At 54.7% G+C, this 16,176-nt stretch carries 16 protein-coding genes; 6 read left to right on the forward strand and 10 right to left on the reverse strand.

Annotated elements, in window-relative coordinates:
* The first annotated feature begins 114 nt into the window (after positions 1-114).
* The 3 genes from K3J57_RS12990 to K3J57_RS13000 all read left to right on the forward strand — a co-directional run bounded on the left by K3J57_RS12990 (position 115) and on the right by K3J57_RS13000 (position 3,389).
* On the forward strand, positions 115-915 hold the full coding sequence (locus K3J57_RS12990; RefSeq protein ID WP_259796219.1) for a crotonase/enoyl-CoA hydratase family protein: 801 nt from the start codon (positions 115-117) through the stop codon (positions 913-915).
* The gene (locus tag K3J57_RS12995) at positions 916-1,554 is read left to right on the forward strand and encodes a glutathione S-transferase (RefSeq protein WP_259792277.1); all 639 of its coding nucleotides are present in this window, start codon (positions 916-918) and stop codon (positions 1,552-1,554) included.
* Between the two features lie 176 nt (positions 1,555-1,730).
* Entirely contained in the window at positions 1,731-3,389 is a 1,659-nt protein-coding gene (locus K3J57_RS13000; protein ID WP_259796221.1) for a DUF2793 domain-containing protein, read from the forward strand.
* A 56-nt stretch (positions 3,390-3,445) separates the two neighbouring features.
* On the opposite strand, the gene K3J57_RS13005 is transcribed toward K3J57_RS13000, so the two are convergent.
* From K3J57_RS13005 to K3J57_RS13050, 10 genes are all read right to left on the reverse strand, one after another.
* On the reverse strand, positions 3,446-3,799 hold the full coding sequence (locus tag K3J57_RS13005; RefSeq protein ID WP_259785113.1) for a hypothetical protein: 354 nt from the start codon (positions 3,797-3,799) through the stop codon (positions 3,446-3,448).
* Positions 3,796-4,887, reverse strand: a complete 1,092-nt coding sequence (locus tag K3J57_RS13010) for an EscU/YscU/HrcU family type III secretion system export apparatus switch protein (RefSeq protein WP_259785115.1) — start codon at positions 4,885-4,887, stop codon at positions 3,796-3,798. Before K3J57_RS13010 ends, K3J57_RS13005 begins: the two co-directional genes overlap by 4 nt.
* On the reverse strand, positions 4,887-5,663 hold the full coding sequence (locus K3J57_RS13015) for a flagellar biosynthetic protein FliR (RefSeq protein ID WP_173486829.1): 777 nt from the start codon (positions 5,661-5,663) through the stop codon (positions 4,887-4,889). Before K3J57_RS13015 ends, K3J57_RS13010 begins: the two co-directional genes overlap by 1 nt.
* Positions 5,660-7,747, reverse strand: coding sequence for a flagellar biosynthesis protein FlhA (flhA, locus tag K3J57_RS13020; protein ID WP_259796225.1), 2,088 nt, complete (start codon positions 7,745-7,747; stop codon positions 5,660-5,662). Before flhA ends, K3J57_RS13015 begins: the two co-directional genes overlap by 4 nt.
* A gap of 6 nt (positions 7,748-7,753) precedes the next feature.
* Positions 7,754-8,530 carry a lysozyme family protein gene (locus K3J57_RS13025; protein WP_259792285.1) on the reverse strand — a complete coding sequence of 259 codons (777 nt, stop codon included), beginning with the start codon at positions 8,528-8,530 and terminating at the stop codon, positions 7,754-7,756.
* 71 nt (positions 8,531-8,601) lie between these two features.
* A complete protein-coding gene (locus K3J57_RS13030; protein ID WP_259796229.1) occupies positions 8,602-10,932 on the reverse strand; it encodes a hypothetical protein in 2,331 nt (776 codons plus the stop codon).
* Positions 10,932-11,801, reverse strand: a complete 870-nt coding sequence (gene motA, locus K3J57_RS13035; protein ID WP_259785120.1) for a flagellar motor stator protein MotA — start codon at positions 11,799-11,801, stop codon at positions 10,932-10,934. The genes K3J57_RS13030 and motA overlap by 1 nt, the downstream gene beginning before the upstream one ends.
* A 73-nt stretch (positions 11,802-11,874) precedes the next feature.
* Positions 11,875-12,387 carry a MotE family protein gene (locus tag K3J57_RS13040; protein ID WP_259796231.1) on the reverse strand — a complete coding sequence of 171 codons (513 nt, stop codon included), beginning with the start codon at positions 12,385-12,387 and terminating at the stop codon, positions 11,875-11,877.
* 104 nt (positions 12,388-12,491) lie between these two features.
* Positions 12,492-12,902 carry a hypothetical protein gene (locus tag K3J57_RS13045; protein ID WP_259785122.1) on the reverse strand — a complete coding sequence of 137 codons (411 nt, stop codon included), beginning with the start codon at positions 12,900-12,902 and terminating at the stop codon, positions 12,492-12,494.
* 18 nt (positions 12,903-12,920) lie between these two features.
* Positions 12,921-13,418 (reverse strand): flagellar basal body-associated FliL family protein, encoded by a 498-nt coding sequence (locus tag K3J57_RS13050; protein WP_259778301.1) that lies wholly within the window; start codon positions 13,416-13,418, stop codon positions 12,921-12,923.
* A gap of 126 nt (positions 13,419-13,544) precedes the next feature.
* Here K3J57_RS13050 and fliF point away from each other — a divergent pair, with 126 nt between their 5' ends.
* Genes fliF through K3J57_RS13065 form a run of 3 tightly spaced genes read left to right on the forward strand, consistent with a single transcriptional unit; the run spans position 13,545 to position 16,121 of the window.
* The gene (gene fliF, locus K3J57_RS13055) at positions 13,545-15,227 is read left to right on the forward strand and encodes a flagellar basal-body MS-ring/collar protein FliF (RefSeq protein ID WP_375542809.1); all 1,683 of its coding nucleotides are present in this window, start codon (positions 13,545-13,547) and stop codon (positions 15,225-15,227) included.
* Positions 15,227-15,847, forward strand: coding sequence for a FliH/SctL family protein (locus K3J57_RS13060; RefSeq protein WP_259796233.1), 621 nt, complete (start codon positions 15,227-15,229; stop codon positions 15,845-15,847). Before fliF ends, K3J57_RS13060 begins: the two co-directional genes overlap by 1 nt.
* Positions 15,840-16,121: a FliM/FliN family flagellar motor switch protein gene (locus K3J57_RS13065; RefSeq protein ID WP_173486837.1), complete on the forward strand. Its 282-nt coding sequence runs from the start codon at positions 15,840-15,842 to the stop codon at positions 16,119-16,121. Before K3J57_RS13060 ends, K3J57_RS13065 begins: the two co-directional genes overlap by 8 nt.
* Positions 16,122-16,176 lie beyond the last annotated feature (55 nt).

Raw genomic sequence — 16,176 nt, forward strand, 5'->3', positions numbered from 1 at the left:
GTTTTTTCTGCCAAAACAATTTCACCACGCCCTCTGCACCGAAGGCCGCAGCGTTACATTTTGCGAAACCGGGCTCAGCGGTCTAAACCGATCCCACAATCCATGAGGACCGAGATGAGCGACAAACTCCTATTCGAACAGGACGGCCATGTGGCAACCCTGACCCTGAACGCCCCGGAAACCCGCAATGCCCTGACCGATCAGGAAATGATGGACGCCATTATCGATGCCATGGCGAGGATCAACGGGGACATGTCGATCCGATGCGCAATTCTGACAGGCGCGGGAAAGGCGTTTTCCTCAGGCGGCAACCTCAAAGACATGCGGGATCGCAGTTCAATCTTTGCGGGCAACGCGTTGGAGATCCGCAACGCCTATAAATCGGGCATCCAGAAAGTGGCCCGTGCGGTCTGGGATTGCGAAGTGCCCATGATCGCCGCCGTGAACGGACCGGCCTATGGGGCGGGCTGCGATCTGACCTGCATGTGCGACATCCGTTTGTGCTCGGACAACGCCGTCTTTGCCGAGAATTTTGCCCGCGTTGGCCTGATTGCCGGAGATGGAGGGGCATGGTTGCTGCCCAGACAGATCGGGCTATCCCGCGCGGCGGAAATGACATTTACCGGGGAACCTATCTCAGCCCAGCTTGCGGCAGAATGGGGGCTGGTCAGCAAGGTGACCACCGCCGAGGACCTTCTGCCCGAAGCCAAGTCACTGGCCCAGCGCATCGCCTATAACCCTCCGCAGCAACTCCGTCTGAACAAACGCCTTTTACGCGAGGGGATGAACCTGCGTCTGGATCAATTGCTGGAACTGGCCGCCATCTATCAGGGGGAATGTCACCAGACAGAAGACCATGAAGAGGCCGTCAACGCCCTGCTGGAGCGGCGCTCGGCCGTCTTCAAAGGTCAGTAAATGCGCCCGGTCCTCTATTCCTTTCGACGTTGCCCCTATGCCATTCGCGCCCGCCTCGCGATTGCCAGCGCCGGCACCCAGGTCGAGCTGCGTGAAATCCTCTTGCGTGATAAACCCCCTGCATTTCTGGCCAAGTCGCCCAGCGCCACCGTCCCTTGTCTGGTCACGGAAGACGGGGTGATTGACGAAAGCCTGGACATTATGAAATGGGCTTTGGATCAGTCAGACCCGGAAGGTCTGCTGCAAATGCCACAGGAGGGTCACGCCCTGATTGCCCGGTTTGACGGCCCCTTCAAAAAGGCACTGGACCATACAAAATATGCCGTCCGGCACCCGGATCGTGACCCGGAGGCAGAGCGCACACGTGCCATGGAAATCATCGGTGAGCTGACCGAGTCGCTGGACAAAAATACTTGGCTGTTTGGCGCCACCCCAAGTTTGGCGGATTTTGCGATCCTGCCGTTTCTGCGCCAGTTCGCCATGATCGACAAACCGCGCTTTGATCGCGAAGCAGACGCCTCGACGCGGGAATGGCTGGACAGTTTCATCAATAGTCAGCGCCTTCTCAACGTGATGGCCAAGTATACCCCCTGGAAAGAAGGCGACCCTGTGCTGCTGTTTCCCTCCATTTCCAACTGAATACCCGTTGCGCATCCCGCCCACCGTACGCTGCTTTGCCCTGAACTTAACAATCTGGTGACGATACTCCCTTCGATTTTCCGCAATTCGAGGGTGCTATGTCCTTTTCCGCCAACTTGTCCCTGCCATATATTCAAGCCTCACAAGCCCAAAAGCATGTCACCCATAATGAGGGGATGCGCCGACTGGATGCCGTCGTTCAACTGAGCGTGACCAGCGCAAGCTCTGCCACCCCCCCCGGTTCTCCCGAGAACGGCCAACGGTTTATCATTCCCTCGGGTGCCACTGGTGATTGGGCCGGACAGACCGGCAACATCGCGATTTTCGAAGAAAATGCCTGGGTTTTCCTGCCTCCGGCTGTGGGCTGGATCTCATTCGTGGAAGATACAGCCAAACCGCAGGTTTTTGATGGTGCCACCTGGGTTGAACTGAGCACCACGCCAGACACCCAAAACCTGCCGCTGGTTGGTGTCAACGCCTCCGCCGACCCCACCAACCGCCTGTCCGTGTCATCCCCGGCGTCACTGTTCAACAACGAAGGCAACGGCCACCAGATCAAAGTGAATAAGGCCTCAAGCGGAGACACTGCCAGTCTCCTGTTTCAGACCAACTGGTCGGGCCGCGCAGAAATGGGCACAACCGGGTCTGACAATTTTGAGATCAAGGTCAGCGCGGATGGCAGTTCGTTTCACCAGGCCCTTGTCGCGGACAGCGCCACGGGATCCATCAACTTTCCCTCTGGGGTAAGCGGCCTTGCCCCAGCCGCGCTGACCGGCGATCTGATCACCTCTGGATATGCCCTGGCGCGCGGCACCGATCTGGTGACGAACGGCGGATGTGGGCTTGGAAATGCCTACAATTTCCCCGCAGAACTGGTTTTTGACGGGCAAACCACCCCGGATCTGCGCGGCGCAGTCTGTTTTACCGGTCATCATGTCGGGCCGATTGCGATGAGTGAGCTGATCGCGGTTGATCCGAACCGCGCCTATCGCCTTGGCGCTTATGTTCGACAAGAAAGCGTAGCGGGTGACTGGTCCGGCTATTCCGAGGGCGAACGACACCAGCAATATATGGGCCTGACATGTCTGGACGCCGACCAGAACGTGATCGAAAGCAAACATCACATGCGCTATTATCATGGTGGCACCGACAGCCTGACCACTCTGGCCGCACCGCTCCAGCCGGGCGACACCTCCATCACCCTGACAAATTCCGCCGGATGGAATGAAAGCAGCGCAGATGCCAACCAGCAGGGGGTGATTATTTTCGGCTACAAGGACAGCGACGGTCGGGGATATGCGCATTACTCTCGTCTTGTTGAAGCTGGTCTGTTTGATCTGGGACAGGTCAATAAAACCACCCATGTCGTCACGCTGAACCAGCCGCTGCCCACCAGCTTGGGCAATCCAGACGATCCTTCCGGGATCTGGCCCGCGGGCACATCAATTGCCAATAGCGGTATTGGCAACGACAAGAACGTGGTTCTGGAAGGTGATTACATCCCAGCGGTGGACAGCTGGTATGATGCATCTGCCCATATTGGCGGAATTGACACATCGGGAACAAATGCCCCCTTCAACTTCGCCCCCGGCACGACCTATGTTCGCGTGTTCTGGCAGGCCAACTACTCCAACCGGTCAGGCGGGTTTGCAGGGCATCCCGACACGGGCGCGGCCCATAAGGTCTGGTTCGCAGGGGTCTCGATGCAACCAGTGCCGCTTGCAGCCATGAGTGCCACCGCCAACGGGTCAGTTGACCTTAAAATTCCTGTCAGTGATTTCGGTTCCGGAACCGTGTCTTTGGCAACCGCCACCCGGCAGATCGAAGCCGTTTGATCCAGGAAACGATTTGGGGGGCGCCGGAAACGCGGCCCCCATTTTTCCTTGCGCGGCTATGATTGATTTTTTCTCAAAAGGGACTTGATGACTTCGGCTCTTCCCATCGCGGTGCGGGCCGCCGCCATTCTGTCCTCCCGCTCCGCACTGAGTTTCGCCAGTTCGATATTCCGGGCTTTTATCTTGGTCTGCACCCAGGCGTTCCATCGCTCATCCTGACCGGCATATTGAGCAAGGTCTGGCGTCTCGGTCTGACCTAACTCATGAGCACGCCTTTCCTGATCCTGCCTTACCTTGTGGTTTTCAGCCTGCAGGGCGCCAATCTGCTGTGCCACCATTTGAAGATCCGCCAGTTTGAGATCGAGGATCATGTTCGACACCTCGCCAAGTTGCTGAAGTTGCTTTTTCATTTGTGACCTCCAAACGCACGGGCCCGTTTGCGCATTGCTTCTGCAAACCGGACTGCAGCCGCAACAGCCTGGTACTGCTCCGGCAAAATCTCTTGTCCAATTTCGACCGAAGCATGTATCGCGCGCGCTGTTGGCGGATCCCGATGGATCGGCACCCCTGCCTCTTGCGCAACTTCACGAATGCGCGCCGCAATCTCATCCACCCCTTTGGCGACACAGACAGGCGCTTCACCGGGCAGACGAGACCACCTGAGCGCAATGGCATAATGGGTCGGGTTCACAATCACGACATCCGCATCAGGCACATCCGCCAGCATCTGGTTCATCGCTATTTCATACCCCTTCTGCCGACGCTGCCCTTTCACATGTGGATCACCTTCATTCTGCTTGACCTCATCCATCAGCTCTTTATGCGACATCCGGTTCTTGCGAAGATGTTCCTGCCACTGCCACAAGTAGTCCACGCCGCCGATTGCCAGCATGACCACACAGACCAGGGCAAAAAACTGCATCGACAGGTCAAGCAAAGTGGCTGTTGCCATCGCAGGCGTCAGGTAAAGCGTCCCGACAATCTGCGGCAGCTTCGCAAAGAGGAAAACCCCGAGGATGACCGAATAGATCAATAGCTTGGTGAAGCTCTTCGCGAACTCAAACAGCCCATTGCGCCCAAACTTGTTTTTCGCGTTGGACAGTGGCGAGATCTTTGAAAGCTTTGGTTTGAGTTTTTCTGGAGCCACAACAAAACTTCTGGTGGCAATGGTCAGAAGTATTGCCGCCAACGCAGGTATTGCGAACCACGGCGCCATGTTTCGTGAGACACCCAATAGCAACGTACCAATGCCTGTGGGGCCGCCGCCATTGAACAGATCAATCGAAAAGGTATCGGCACGTGCAAGCAGGTTTGCGAGGAAGGTTCCCAATGCCTCCAAACTACGCGCGCCAAGCGCAGCACCTACAATCAACACGCCCCCAAAGGCGGCAGTTGTCGTGAGGTCCTGAGAACGCGGCACCTCGCCACGTTTGCGGGCATCATCCAGTTTCTTCTGTGTCGCCTCGTGTTGCTTATCGTCGTCTTCACCATCTGCCATCACGGTTCCCCAAATGGCCGGTCAAGAAATGCAACCAAGGCATCCACCCATAAAGGCAGCAAAAGCGGCGCACAAACAAACAGCAAAATCAGGCCGCCCGCCGTAATCGCTGGCGCCCCAACAAACGCCACCATCAGCTGGGGCATCGCACGGTTTATGACACCCAGCGCCACGTTGTAAATCAATGATGCAATCAGGAAGGGGGCCGCCAATGTGAAGGCCAAACCGAAAATCCGGGCAACAAGATCCAAGGCCCATTGGCTGAGAATATCGCCCGCAACAAACTGCCCTGCTGGCATGACTTCATAAGACAGGATGAACAGTTCAGCCAACCGCACATGCAGGCCCAGCATCACCGCAAGGGCCAGACCAGAAACAAGCAACACATGGCCAATCGCAGGCTGAGGATCCGAGTTTGCTCCCCCAAAAATCTGCGCCAACGACGTGGATTGCGCCGCCATACTGCCCGCAATTTGCAGTGCCAGGATAAACAGGCGCACCGCTCCGCCCAGAACCAATCCGGCAATCGGCTCTGAAAATACCATTGCACTGGCACGCATGGGATCGGCAAGCGCGGTTTCAATCTGCAGGGCACTGGCAGGTGCCACAATCAAGGTAAAGGCAAACCCCAGAAAGAGCCGCACGCGTTCCGGCACGGATCGTTCACCAAAGGCTGGCAAAAGCGCCATTGCGGCACCCACGCGCAAGAACACAAAAAATCCAACAATCAGCGCAGATTGCCCGAACCCCAACAGCTCTGCCAATTGAAAACTCACACTGGCACCATTCCCACCAGCGACGGGCGGGCCTCAGTGCCGATCTCCTCAAAAGACAGAACCGGATTGGCAATTCCTTTTGCCACCATGACGGTTTTCAAAAAACGTCTGCGGCGGGTGGACGTCACCAAGGCAGGGTAGATCCCGGTTTCTCCTGCCTTGGCAATACGGTCAGCGATTGAGGTGGCAAGCCGATTGAACTCATCCGGAGGCAAGGCGACATCCTGTGGTCCACGATCACTCTCGATCTGATAGGTCGAGAACCGCTCCTCCCATTCCGGTGCAAGCTGCACGAGAGGAATGGTGCCATCCGGACGTTTCAACTCCGAGACCAATTGAAACCCGAGGCGGTGCCGGACATGTTCACAAATGCTTTCTGGTGTTGGCAACATCGGGCGGGCCTCGGCAATGCTTTCCAGGATCAACGGAAGGTTTCGAATGGAAACCCGCTCTTCCAACAGCAGGCGCAGGACCGATAGCAGAAGATCCAGGGGCACTTTTTCCGGCACAAGCTCATCAAGAAGCCGCCTATTGGCTTCGGCCCGCACGGGGTCGGACAGGTTGACAAATTCATCCATCAGCCGGCGCAACGCCTTGAGCGTGAGCAGCCGCGGGAAGTTGCGTTTGATCACTTCCAGTAGATGTGTTGCCAGAACCTCTGTTGAGCTGACAATTGTGCCCCCCTGCAAGGCGGCATCTTCCTGATCATCAGCGTTGATCCACCTTGCAGGAGCGCCATAAACCGGCTCGCGCACATCATCCCCATCAGGTAGATCAATCTCGGTCCCGCTGAGGATCATCAGGACCCTATCCATTTCCAGACGATCGACAGCCTGGACAACACCTTGAATTTTAATGACATACCCTCCCGGCTGGAGGGATCCGTCATCTGTCAGACGAATTTCGGGTAGGATAAGCCCAAAAGTACCGGCCACATGGCTTCGCATATTGTTGATCCGGGCATCCAGGCCAGTCGCAGGATCAAGCACCATCGGGATGAGATCGGGAGCGAACGCTACATGGATGTCGTCAAGATCAAGAATATCACCGATGCTCTCTTCTTTTTTCTCTTCAGCCTCAAGCACCTCTTCAGACTGGATCTTTTGCGCCTTTTCAAGTTGTTTGCGGTTGGCAACCCAGGCGGCAATGCCGAGCGCAATCGCCCCGGAAACAAACGGCAAAAACGGCAACCCTGGCACAAGGGCAAACAATGCCATCAAAACGGCAACCGTTCCCAGGGCAGCAGGGTAACCACCCAACTGCGAAAACAGGGCGAGATCGGTGGAGCCTGTCGCCCCACCCCGCGCCAAGAGCAGGGCCGAGGCAATGGAAATGATCACGGCGGGGATCTGACTGACCAGCCCATCACCAACCGTCAGGATCGCATAGGTTTCAAACGCGCGCCCCAGATCCATGCCATGGATCGCCACTCCGATTACCAACCCCATCACGATGTTCAGAAGGGTGATCAGCAGGCCGGCAATGGCATCCCCCTTCACAAACTTTGACGCGCCATCCAGTGATCCAAAAAACGTGGTTTCTGCCTGCTCTTTTTCCCGGCGCGCCTTGGCTTCAGCGTGGTCGATTGCCCCGGCGGACATATCGCTATCAATGGCCAACTGTTTACCGGGCATCCCATCCAAAGCAAACCGCGCCCCGACCTCAGCCATGCGGGTTGCACCCTTGGTGATGACAATAAAATTAACGATCAGGAGAACGCAGAAAACCACCAGCCCGAGAAACACACTTCCGCCCATGACGAAATTGGCGAACCCTTCGATCACATCACCCGCAGCGGACGTCCCGGTGTGCCCTTGACCGATAATTAGTTTTGTCGATGAGACATTCATCGAAAGGCGCAACATCAACGAGGCCAGAAGGACGGTGGGAAATGCGGAAAAATCCAAAGGCCGCTCAATAAACAGGGTCACCGTGAACATCAAGATGGCCAAAGCAAATGACGTGGCCAGCCCGATATCCAACACCCAAGCGGGCATTGGCAAAATCATCATTACGATGATAGCCATCAAAGCCAATGCGAGCAAAATGGTGGGTTTGAAAATCTCCGACAGGCTAAAGGTCATGATTGGTTACCCGTTACCGTTTGAGAAAAAGGGCCTGATCATCCCCCGGCCGGCTGGCACCAGAGAACCGAGTGATTTTGTGCCAGTTCCTGTTTGCAAAAGTGGGAAATTATTGACGCGCGGCGCCAATGATAATTCCGGGATAGGCGTGTTTTCTACGGTTGGATCTCCCGCATCTGCGAGAGCCAGAACTGGTGGGTTTTTGTCCTGCTCCGCAAACCGAGACCGAAACTTTGAAAACCGTGCTTTATACTTATCTGCGTATTTCGGAGTGCGCGAGTGATAAGCGCCTGCCGCATCCCGCCAATTTCCTTTTTCCACGAAGAGATCATTGAGAAATTTCGCCGCATATAGACCGTTGGCCAGCGGGTCAAACATCTCCTCCAAAGAGCTAAAGTTCTGGTGGTGCCATTTGTAATTTATCTGGAAACACCCGACATCAAAGCTACGCGCGCCTCGCTTAAAGTGCTTGAAAACATAGGACTTGGCTTCATCTTCAGTGTCAAACCAAACCCCTTTCCCCTCCATATTGACCGTCCAGGGCCATGGTCGCATCCCCCCCCCTCTTTTCCGACCTGTTTCCGTTAGGGAGATTGCCTTCAGAACAGAAATGGGAACGCCGGTTTGCGCTGATGCCGCAGCAGCAATCTGGTCACAAATGTAAGAGTCATCCCCTTCAGCATGAGCTTGCAAAGCGCTGACAGCCAACAGGAACACAGCCTTGCCGACAATATTTCCAAAGGAATTTCTGGCCTTTTTGAGGCTATTGACACTTCTTGTCATTTTACGCGCACTTCTTGCCGATGTTGGTTAACCCCAACCTAGCGATCATGTATTTACAAAACGTAATCACATTAGGGATGTGGCAATTCCGTGAGCAGGTTTTCGATTGTTGTCCGCATCGCGGCACTTTCCGTCAAAATACTGGCATTACGTGCCAGCGAGCCCACGTTTTGATCCACATCTTGTGTCGAAGACGCAGATATAAGGCGCCCCATGTCTTGCAACGCCGCAGGACCAGACTGTGAAAGGCCGCCCCAATTGCCCCCACGCAGCTCTGCTTTGATCTGCTTTTCAGTCTCGCCCAGAGTTCGATATATTTCCGCCGCCGCGTCAAAATCACCCGAAACTTCCCATGCTTGTGCGCGCAATAGGTTTGCCTCCGGCGTTTCCAACCCAGCGAGATAACCAAGCGCCACCTCAGACTTCCCCTCCAGCAGTGCAATTGTTGCATAAACCAACCGGCGCGAAGGATCGGGAACCACGGTTGCCGTGTCCAAGAGGGCTCTTGCCGGTGACGCAAAACCCAAGTCAGACAACCGTGCAGACAGAGATGTTTTCAGGTCTTCATCAAGGAAACCCAAGACCGAAGACGCTCCCGAAACATATCTTAAAAACTGGGCATCCGAGCCATTCTTCTCTAGCTTTGAAAACACAAATTTCTGCAAATTTCCAAGCTCTTCGTCGTCAAACAGATTTTCTTTTTGCGCCATTTTCATCTGGGCAAAAGCTTCACTAAAATCAGACGCCATAACCCGCGCCCTGATCTCTGCGGATTTCAGGTCAGCCCCCAGGGGCAAGTCTCTTTGTTCGAAAGCATAAGTGGAGAGAATTTCCAAATATCTTTCGGGGACAGGCTGGTCCTGAGCAATGCGGGAGTTCACAAATTCTAAGGCTGCAGCCGGAGCTATATCTGAATCTTCGTTAACAAGTTGCGTGAGCGTATGTTCAGCATTTTCAAACGCCCCAGATTGCAATTCGAGACGCGCCTCCAATAGGTTAAAACCAGGGCCATGGTCCCCCTCCGCACGATCTAGGAGATTGCGCAGAGCGTTGGCAGTACCCGCATCCCCAAATGCCAGAAATTTATGCGCCAAGTCCGGGCCAAGATGGCGGCGCAAATGCAAAGGCAATTCAGAAAATGACAAAATAATCGCCTTTTGATTAATCTCTTGCCCTGGACGAAACTCCGGTTGTGCAAGAGCAGCCCACAGAGCAGTTTTGCCGTCACAGCCCATTTGTGGTGCGAATTCACGAAAACTCGCCGATTTGTGCCAGTCCATGACTTCTGCAATCTGTTGAATAATCTCCGGCCGACCCACGGCCTTAGGAAACTCGTTTGCAAGGAGCATCGCCTCGGCACCAAATGTCAGGTACAATTGATGGCGAATATAGGCATTCAACATGTCAGGATTTGGCTGATCAAACTCTCCTAATATCGAAGACGCGTATTTGGCGAGTTCCGCGCCATTACTGATATCTCCGCCCCAGGTTGCTATGTCGTATTCAGTATCGGGGATACAGGCAAAACCCTCTTGGGTAGACAGCACTGCCGACTTCCGCAGGCTCGTTTCTCGGTCGATGGAGGTCTGCACTGCGATGTGATCATTGACATCAATTGTCGGAACCGGTTGCAGGTCTGGAACCGGGGGGGGGGCATCCGGTTCCTGAGCTTTGATCGGGTGCGTTATTCTATCCACTTCCGCTTCCAGTGTGGAAAGATTGGCATCAACCAATCCCTGTGCGGCAGCGCGCCCAATTTGCTCAATCAGTGCAAGCTCGGTCTGCGTCACTCGTTCTTCAGGAGACACCACTTCACTCTGATCACCCCGAATATGTTCATCGAACAAGAGCGGTTCATCCTGCTCTGAACTTCCCTGTGTTTCCTCCAGTTTCTCATTCTCTGGTTGCAGATATTTGGCCAGATCCGACTGCGGCATGGGAAACAAAGGCAGGCCTAACCGGGCGATCGCGCTATTTTCTGTCCCGGGAGAAACCTGCAGTGGCAGCTGATCCAGAAATGCTTCATATTTGGCACTCTCTTCTTCCGGTTTTCCGGATCGGATATCGACAACAATTTGGCCGCCAGAGGCAATGAAAACATCCGCATAGCATTGGCAATCAATGTCCAGAAACAGCGTGCCATCCCCCCGATCTTCGAGGTTTTTGATGCGTGACCTGGGGATCAAGTTGAATGCCCGGGACAAATCAAAACCAACACCATCGGTGGCCAGCCTTAGCTCATACCCCCCGGGCACACGGCCGAATTTCCAACCCGAAGGTTGCTGGGTATAGACCACAAGACGTGTGAATTGATCATGCTCACCTGACCGAACGGCCAAATCCCGAGCAACGCCGGGTAGCGCCGTCAACAACACGATCATCATTACCCAAAGTTGTTTCATCACGCCGCCGCTTTCTTGACTTCCTTCAACGCTTCTTCAAGCTCCGAGTAGCTTGGGCGGCAATGACCTGGAGTGTTCTGGCGTCCGACTTCGATACAGATATTGACTGAGTGATTGTAGAGATTCGCAACAAGCACCTCACGGATCAGTTGGTAGAATTGGGCATCCTCTTCCACCACGGTCTTAACCTTCGAGGAAAACGGTGCCACAAGGCCATAAGCGAGAAACACCCCCAGAAATGTCCCAACAAGCGCGCCCCCAATCATTTTCCCAAGGATTTCAGGTGGCTGATCAATGGAACCCATGGTTTTGATAACCCCCAAAACCGCCGCCACAATCCCCAACGCAGGCAGCCCATCCGCAACCGATTGCAAAGCGTGACTGCCGTGCAAAGCGTGGTGCAAGTTCGCCTCCATCCGCTTTTCAAGCACCTCTTCCACCTGATGCGGATCATCGTAATTCATGGATGCCGATCTCAGCGTGTCGCAGATAAGTTCGATGGCCTCCTTGTCACCCAGGATTTTGGGGTAACGGTTGAAAATGGCACTTTCCTCGGGGTTTTCGATATGCTCTTCCAGCGCAACCGCATTCTGGCGGGCCTGGCGGATCAGTTCGAAAAGTAGGCACAGCAGATCACGGTAATCCTCATGTGCCCATTTTGGTCCTTTGAAAACCTTTCCGACATCTTTGAGCGTATGTTTGATCGCCGGCACATCATTTGAGATGACAAAAGCGCCAGCCGCCGCCCCCCCAATCATGGTAAACTCGAAGGGTAGGGATTTCAGGATAATCCCCATTTTTCCGCCAGCGGCCAAATAACCACCGAACACCATGATAAAAATCAGGGCAATGCCAATGATACCAATCATTCAACTGTCTCCACAAAACTGGTCCCGACACCGAGAACATGGCAAACGTCCATTAAAAAACCGTGCTCAGATCTTAGTTGGTTGGGACATTTGAGTTCCGCCCTGCCAAAATAACGCTGATGGCATATGATTTTTGAGGGTCCAGCCCGGCCATGATCTGTGCCGCAACCTCGGACCTCATACGACCCAAGAAACCTGCCGCAAACTGAGGGTCCATTTGCGAAAACAGTGGGATAGCTTGCTTGGGTTTCATGTTTTCGTAGACCTGAGTCAGCTGGGTCAGGTCCCTTTCGGCAGCACCATCTGCCAAGGCCATTGTCGATTTCAAAGCTTCCTCGGCATCCACGAGGGCCGACATTTTCTTTTCGATCTGTTCTTCAGCCGCCTTCAAAACCTGCAGTCGGCTTTCGAGGTTTCTTTCCCGCTCTTCCAAAACGGTTTCCCGCTCCCGCAGAAGCCCCAGGACCTGCGCGATATCCTCTTCCGTCTCACAAGTTTCGCCGCCGTTGTCGTCATGAACAACCTTACCCGCGAGCACACCCACTTCCTTGGCAACTGCAACCCCATGCTCGCCAAGACGCAGCATCCCGGACGACAGGAACAAAACAGCAATTACCCATAAAACACCTCGGCCCGCCGCTTTCTTTCGCTGGGGGGGCATGGAGGCCGCCTTTTTCTTTCGACCAAACATCACTCTGCGGCCTCCATGCGGTTATGGCGGTGACTTAAAAACATCGGAATGTCAGAAGCCCTTGGCTCGGGTGTGGGGGCTGGTTCCGGTTCGACAGATGGCGATTGCGCAACTGGGGGCGTCACTTCAGGAAGGTCATGAAGACTTGCCATCATAAGCTCAAGTTTACGCGACGCAGCCTCGGCCCGTTGGGTCAAATCGGACAGTTGAGCGGCACTTGCACCTGCAGCCAATTGCGCTTTTTCCAGGGTCTTTGTCATATCATCCACCTGCGCGGACAATACGGCAACCGCCCCCCCCATCCCGTTCTGCAGATTGTTAAACCGCTTCAGACGACGGGCCAGAACAATACAATAGATCGCCGCACCAATCGCGCCAGCCGCCAAAAGTACATCTGCTATAAGGTCCATTTCTTGTCCCTCCGGAAATCAGTTCAAAACAAACTCGAGAATCAGCAGGTCTCGCACCCGCCCTTCTCCTGTTACAAGCTGGATGCGCCGCAACATCTGGGCGCGTAATTTGACAAGCATGCTGGGGTCTTCCAGATCAGACATCTCAACGGCCCGCAGATAGGTGTTGAGAACATCCAGCACCCTGGGGCGCACTTGAACCACATCTTCGGCATAGGCCGGATCCACCTCGAGGGAGCCACGAAATCTCAGGTGTTTGTTGCTTCCGGATGTTCCAAGGGAAATGACCAGCGGATCCAGTTCGACATAAGATACGCTGGGAAGATCGAGCACCATCTCTGCCTCTTCGACCCTCTCTTCCTCAGTGGAAGGAGCGAGAATCATGCCGGAATAAACGGCAAAAAACCCACCACCTCCCAGAACAAGCGAAAGGATCAGCCCAATAATCAGGCCCTTTTTGGATTTTTTCTTCGGCGCATCTTCTTCGCCTTCTACCGGTTCTTCAGCTTCTGCCATCTCATCACCAGATTTATTTTCTACGAATCGTTATAGACCGGCGGGCACTAACCGATTGTTAAGGCTGGTCGTAGAAAACTGTTGGCATGACGGGGGCAGAAGCCCGCTCGAAGAAGGAGTTACGTCTTGCAACAGATCCAAACTGTCTGGTCTGCACTGGACATGCGTAAAAAAGTGATTGTCGTTCTGGCGACTTTGGCAATGTTTGCTGCCGTGCTTGGCATTTCTCGTATGGCCAGCAAGCCGTCGATGAGTCTTTTATACGCAGGGCTGGAACCAGGTGCTGCTGGTGAAGTGATCAAGGCGTTAGAGGCACAGTCCGCCAGCTTCGAGGTCCGCAACGGCGCAATCTATGTCAATGCCTCTCAACGTGACGGGTTACGAATGACCCTCGCCAGCGAAGGGTTGCCGTCAAATTCAGCCAAAGGATATGAGTTGCTTGATGGGTTGTCCGGCTTCGGGACGACCTCTCAGATGTTTGATGCCGCCTATTGGCGTGCAAAAGAAGGCGAACTGGCACGGACCATCGTCTCCAGCCCCTTTGTCCAAAGCGCGCGGGTTCACATCGCTCAATCTGTTCAACAGGGCTTGCGGCGGCGCGCGAAACCTACCGGGTCGGTGACATTGAGCAGCACGTCCGGCACAATTTCTTCGGCACAGGCAAAGGCATTCAAATACCTTGTTTCCTCTGCAGTGCCGGGCATGTCCCCGGAAGATGTTTCCATCATCGACAGCCGCGGGGGGCTGATTACCGCAGGGGATGAAACTGAAACCGCACAATCCTCTGTCGGAAATCGCGCCGAGGAAATGAAGGCCAATATTCAACATCTTCTGGAAGCGCGCGTGGGCCTTGGGAATGCGGTGGTTGAACTGAGCCTGGAAACAGCGACAGAACGCGAATCGATACTGGAAAAAACATTCGACCCCAACAGCCGCGTCGCGATTTCCACTGAGACCCAGGAAAATTCCAGTCAGAGTTCTGACAGCGGGAATGGCAGCGTGACCGTTGCATCCAACCTTCCAGATGGAGAGGGCAGCGCGGGGGCCTCATCCTCGGCCCAGAACAGTGAGACACGGGAGCGGATCAATTATGAGGTGTCAGAAACAACCCGTGAGATCATCCGCAACCCAGGCGCCACCAAACGCATAACCGTGGCCGTTCTGGTTGATGGATTGCGTAGCGTAAATGAGGCGGGTGAAACAATCTGGCAGCCGCGCTCGGAGGAAGAGCTGAACAGCCTGCGCGACCTGGTGGCCTCCGCCATCGGCTTTGATCAGTCCCGCGGCGACACGATTACCATTAAAACCATGGAATTCGAGCCGGTTTCAGAGGCGGGCACTGAGGTGACGTCGTCCTTGATGCAAGGCGTCGAATTTGACCTCATGTCCATCATTCAACTTGCCGTTCTGGCCGTTGTGGCCCTCATTCTCGGGCTTTTTGTAATCAGGCCGATCCTTGCCAATTCAAAGGGTGCGCTGGAGAATACACCCTCAGCGGGCGCCCTGCCCGGCCCGCAGCTGGCCGGAGGTCAACAGCCCTCCCCGACGGCAGAAGCCCCGTCGGACATGCTGGCTCCCGCCCCAATTCAGTTCAATACCGATTTTTCGGATATGCCGTCGCTGTCGGGTGAAATTGATGACGGGGAATTTCCGGCGCCACAAATGGCGACAGTTTCGGACATCGACTTCGACGAAGACCCGCATGGCGGGTCCGATGATCCGGTTAAACGCCTGCGTAATCTGATCGAAGAACGGCAAAGTGAAACCCTCGAAATCCTCCGGGGCTGGATGGATGAGGAGACTGTCTGATGCCGCCGATTTTTCCGCTCCAAGATTTCGACACGCCCCTCTCCGGTCCGCAACCAGTCAATCCGGCATCCACACCCGCTGCAAACCCAACAGCGGCAGATCTGGAGAAAGCGCGGCTGGAAGGATATGAAGTGGGCTATCAGGCGGGTTGGGATGATGCCATCCGAGCAGGCGACGAAGATAAGTCCCAGATCAGTGCCGAGTTTGCGCGCAACTTGCAGGATCTCGGCTTTACCTTTCACGAGGCTCGAAGCCATATCATGAAATCGCTGGAACCCCTTTTGGCCAACATGGTTGAGAAGGTCCTTCCCAGCCTTGTCTCAGACACAATCGGCCATGCCATCGTAGAAGAAATCCTGCCGCTGGCCGCAGATGCGGCAGATTCCCCCATGCAGGTCGTCATTTACCCTGGTGGGCGGGACATGCTCGAAGCATTGCTGTCGCAAAATACCTCGGTCCCCATAGAACTTATTGAAGAGGAGACACTTGCCGAAGGGCAAGTCTACATCCGCATGGGGGCCACTGAAAAACAGATCGACCTGAGTGGTGCCATACACCGGATCGGAGAGGCAATTTCGGGTCTGTATCAAATCAACGAAAAGGCAAAACAAAATGGCTGATGACACTCAAAATACAGCTCAGACGAGCCCCTTCACCCAAGTGCCTATTGAAATCATGATTTCTGTCGGCAAAGCCCGACCAACAGTGCACGAATTGCTGCGATTGAAAAACGACAGCATCCTGCAACTGGACAAAAAGCTCGAGGATCCGGTTGAGCTTTATGTCGGGGACAAATTGATCGCCCGTGGTGAATTGGAAGAAGTTGGTGGCGAAGGGTCAGGACAGCTTGCGGTCCGGCTGACGGAAGTTGCCGATCTCTCAACTGGTCTCTGACAATGATCTCCGCTCAGATCAGTCACAAGGGATTTGCATGGGCTGTCCTGTTAAC

This window comes from Aliiroseovarius crassostreae, from assembly GCF_025137635.1.
GTDB classification, from domain to species: Bacteria; Pseudomonadota; Alphaproteobacteria; order Rhodobacterales; family Rhodobacteraceae; genus Aliiroseovarius; species Aliiroseovarius crassostreae.

Coding starts and splice junctions, on each gene's coding strand:
- motA (WP_259785120.1), bottom strand. CDS start 11,801: ATGATTGGTATCATTGGCATTGCCCTGATTTTTATCATGGTGTTCGGT.
- K3J57_RS13040 (WP_259796231.1), bottom strand. CDS start 12,387: ATGCTGCGTCTTGGCGAGCATGGGGTTGCAGTTGCCAAGGAAGTGGGT.
- K3J57_RS13000 (WP_259796221.1), top strand. CDS start 1,731: ATGCGCCGACTGGATGCCGTCGTTCAACTGAGCGTGACCAGCGCAAGC.
- K3J57_RS13065 (WP_173486837.1), top strand. CDS start 15,840: ATGGCTGATGACACTCAAAATACAGCTCAGACGAGCCCCTTCACCCAA.
- flhA (WP_259796225.1), bottom strand. CDS start 7,747: ATGACCTTTAGCCTGTCGGAGATTTTCAAACCCACCATTTTGCTCGCA.
- K3J57_RS12990 (WP_259796219.1), top strand. CDS start 115: ATGAGCGACAAACTCCTATTCGAACAGGACGGCCATGTGGCAACCCTG.
- K3J57_RS13060 (WP_259796233.1), top strand. CDS start 15,227: ATGCCGCCGATTTTTCCGCTCCAAGATTTCGACACGCCCCTCTCCGGT.
- K3J57_RS13045 (WP_259785122.1), bottom strand. CDS start 12,902: ATGGACCTTATAGCAGATGTACTTTTGGCGGCTGGCGCGATTGGTGCG.
- K3J57_RS13050 (WP_259778301.1), bottom strand. CDS start 13,418: ATGGCAGAAGCTGAAGAACCGGTAGAAGGCGAAGAAGATGCGCCGAAG.
- K3J57_RS13030 (WP_259796229.1), bottom strand. CDS start 10,932: ATGAAACAACTTTGGGTAATGATGATCGTGTTGTTGACGGCGCTACCC.
- K3J57_RS13010 (WP_259785115.1), bottom strand. CDS start 4,887: ATGGCAGATGGTGAAGACGACGATAAGCAACACGAGGCGACACAGAAG.
- K3J57_RS13005 (WP_259785113.1), bottom strand. CDS start 3,799: ATGAAAAAGCAACTTCAGCAACTTGGCGAGGTGTCGAACATGATCCTC.
- K3J57_RS12995 (WP_259792277.1), top strand. CDS start 916: ATGCGCCCGGTCCTCTATTCCTTTCGACGTTGCCCCTATGCCATTCGC.
- K3J57_RS13025 (WP_259792285.1), bottom strand. CDS start 8,530: ATGACAAGAAGTGTCAATAGCCTCAAAAAGGCCAGAAATTCCTTTGGA.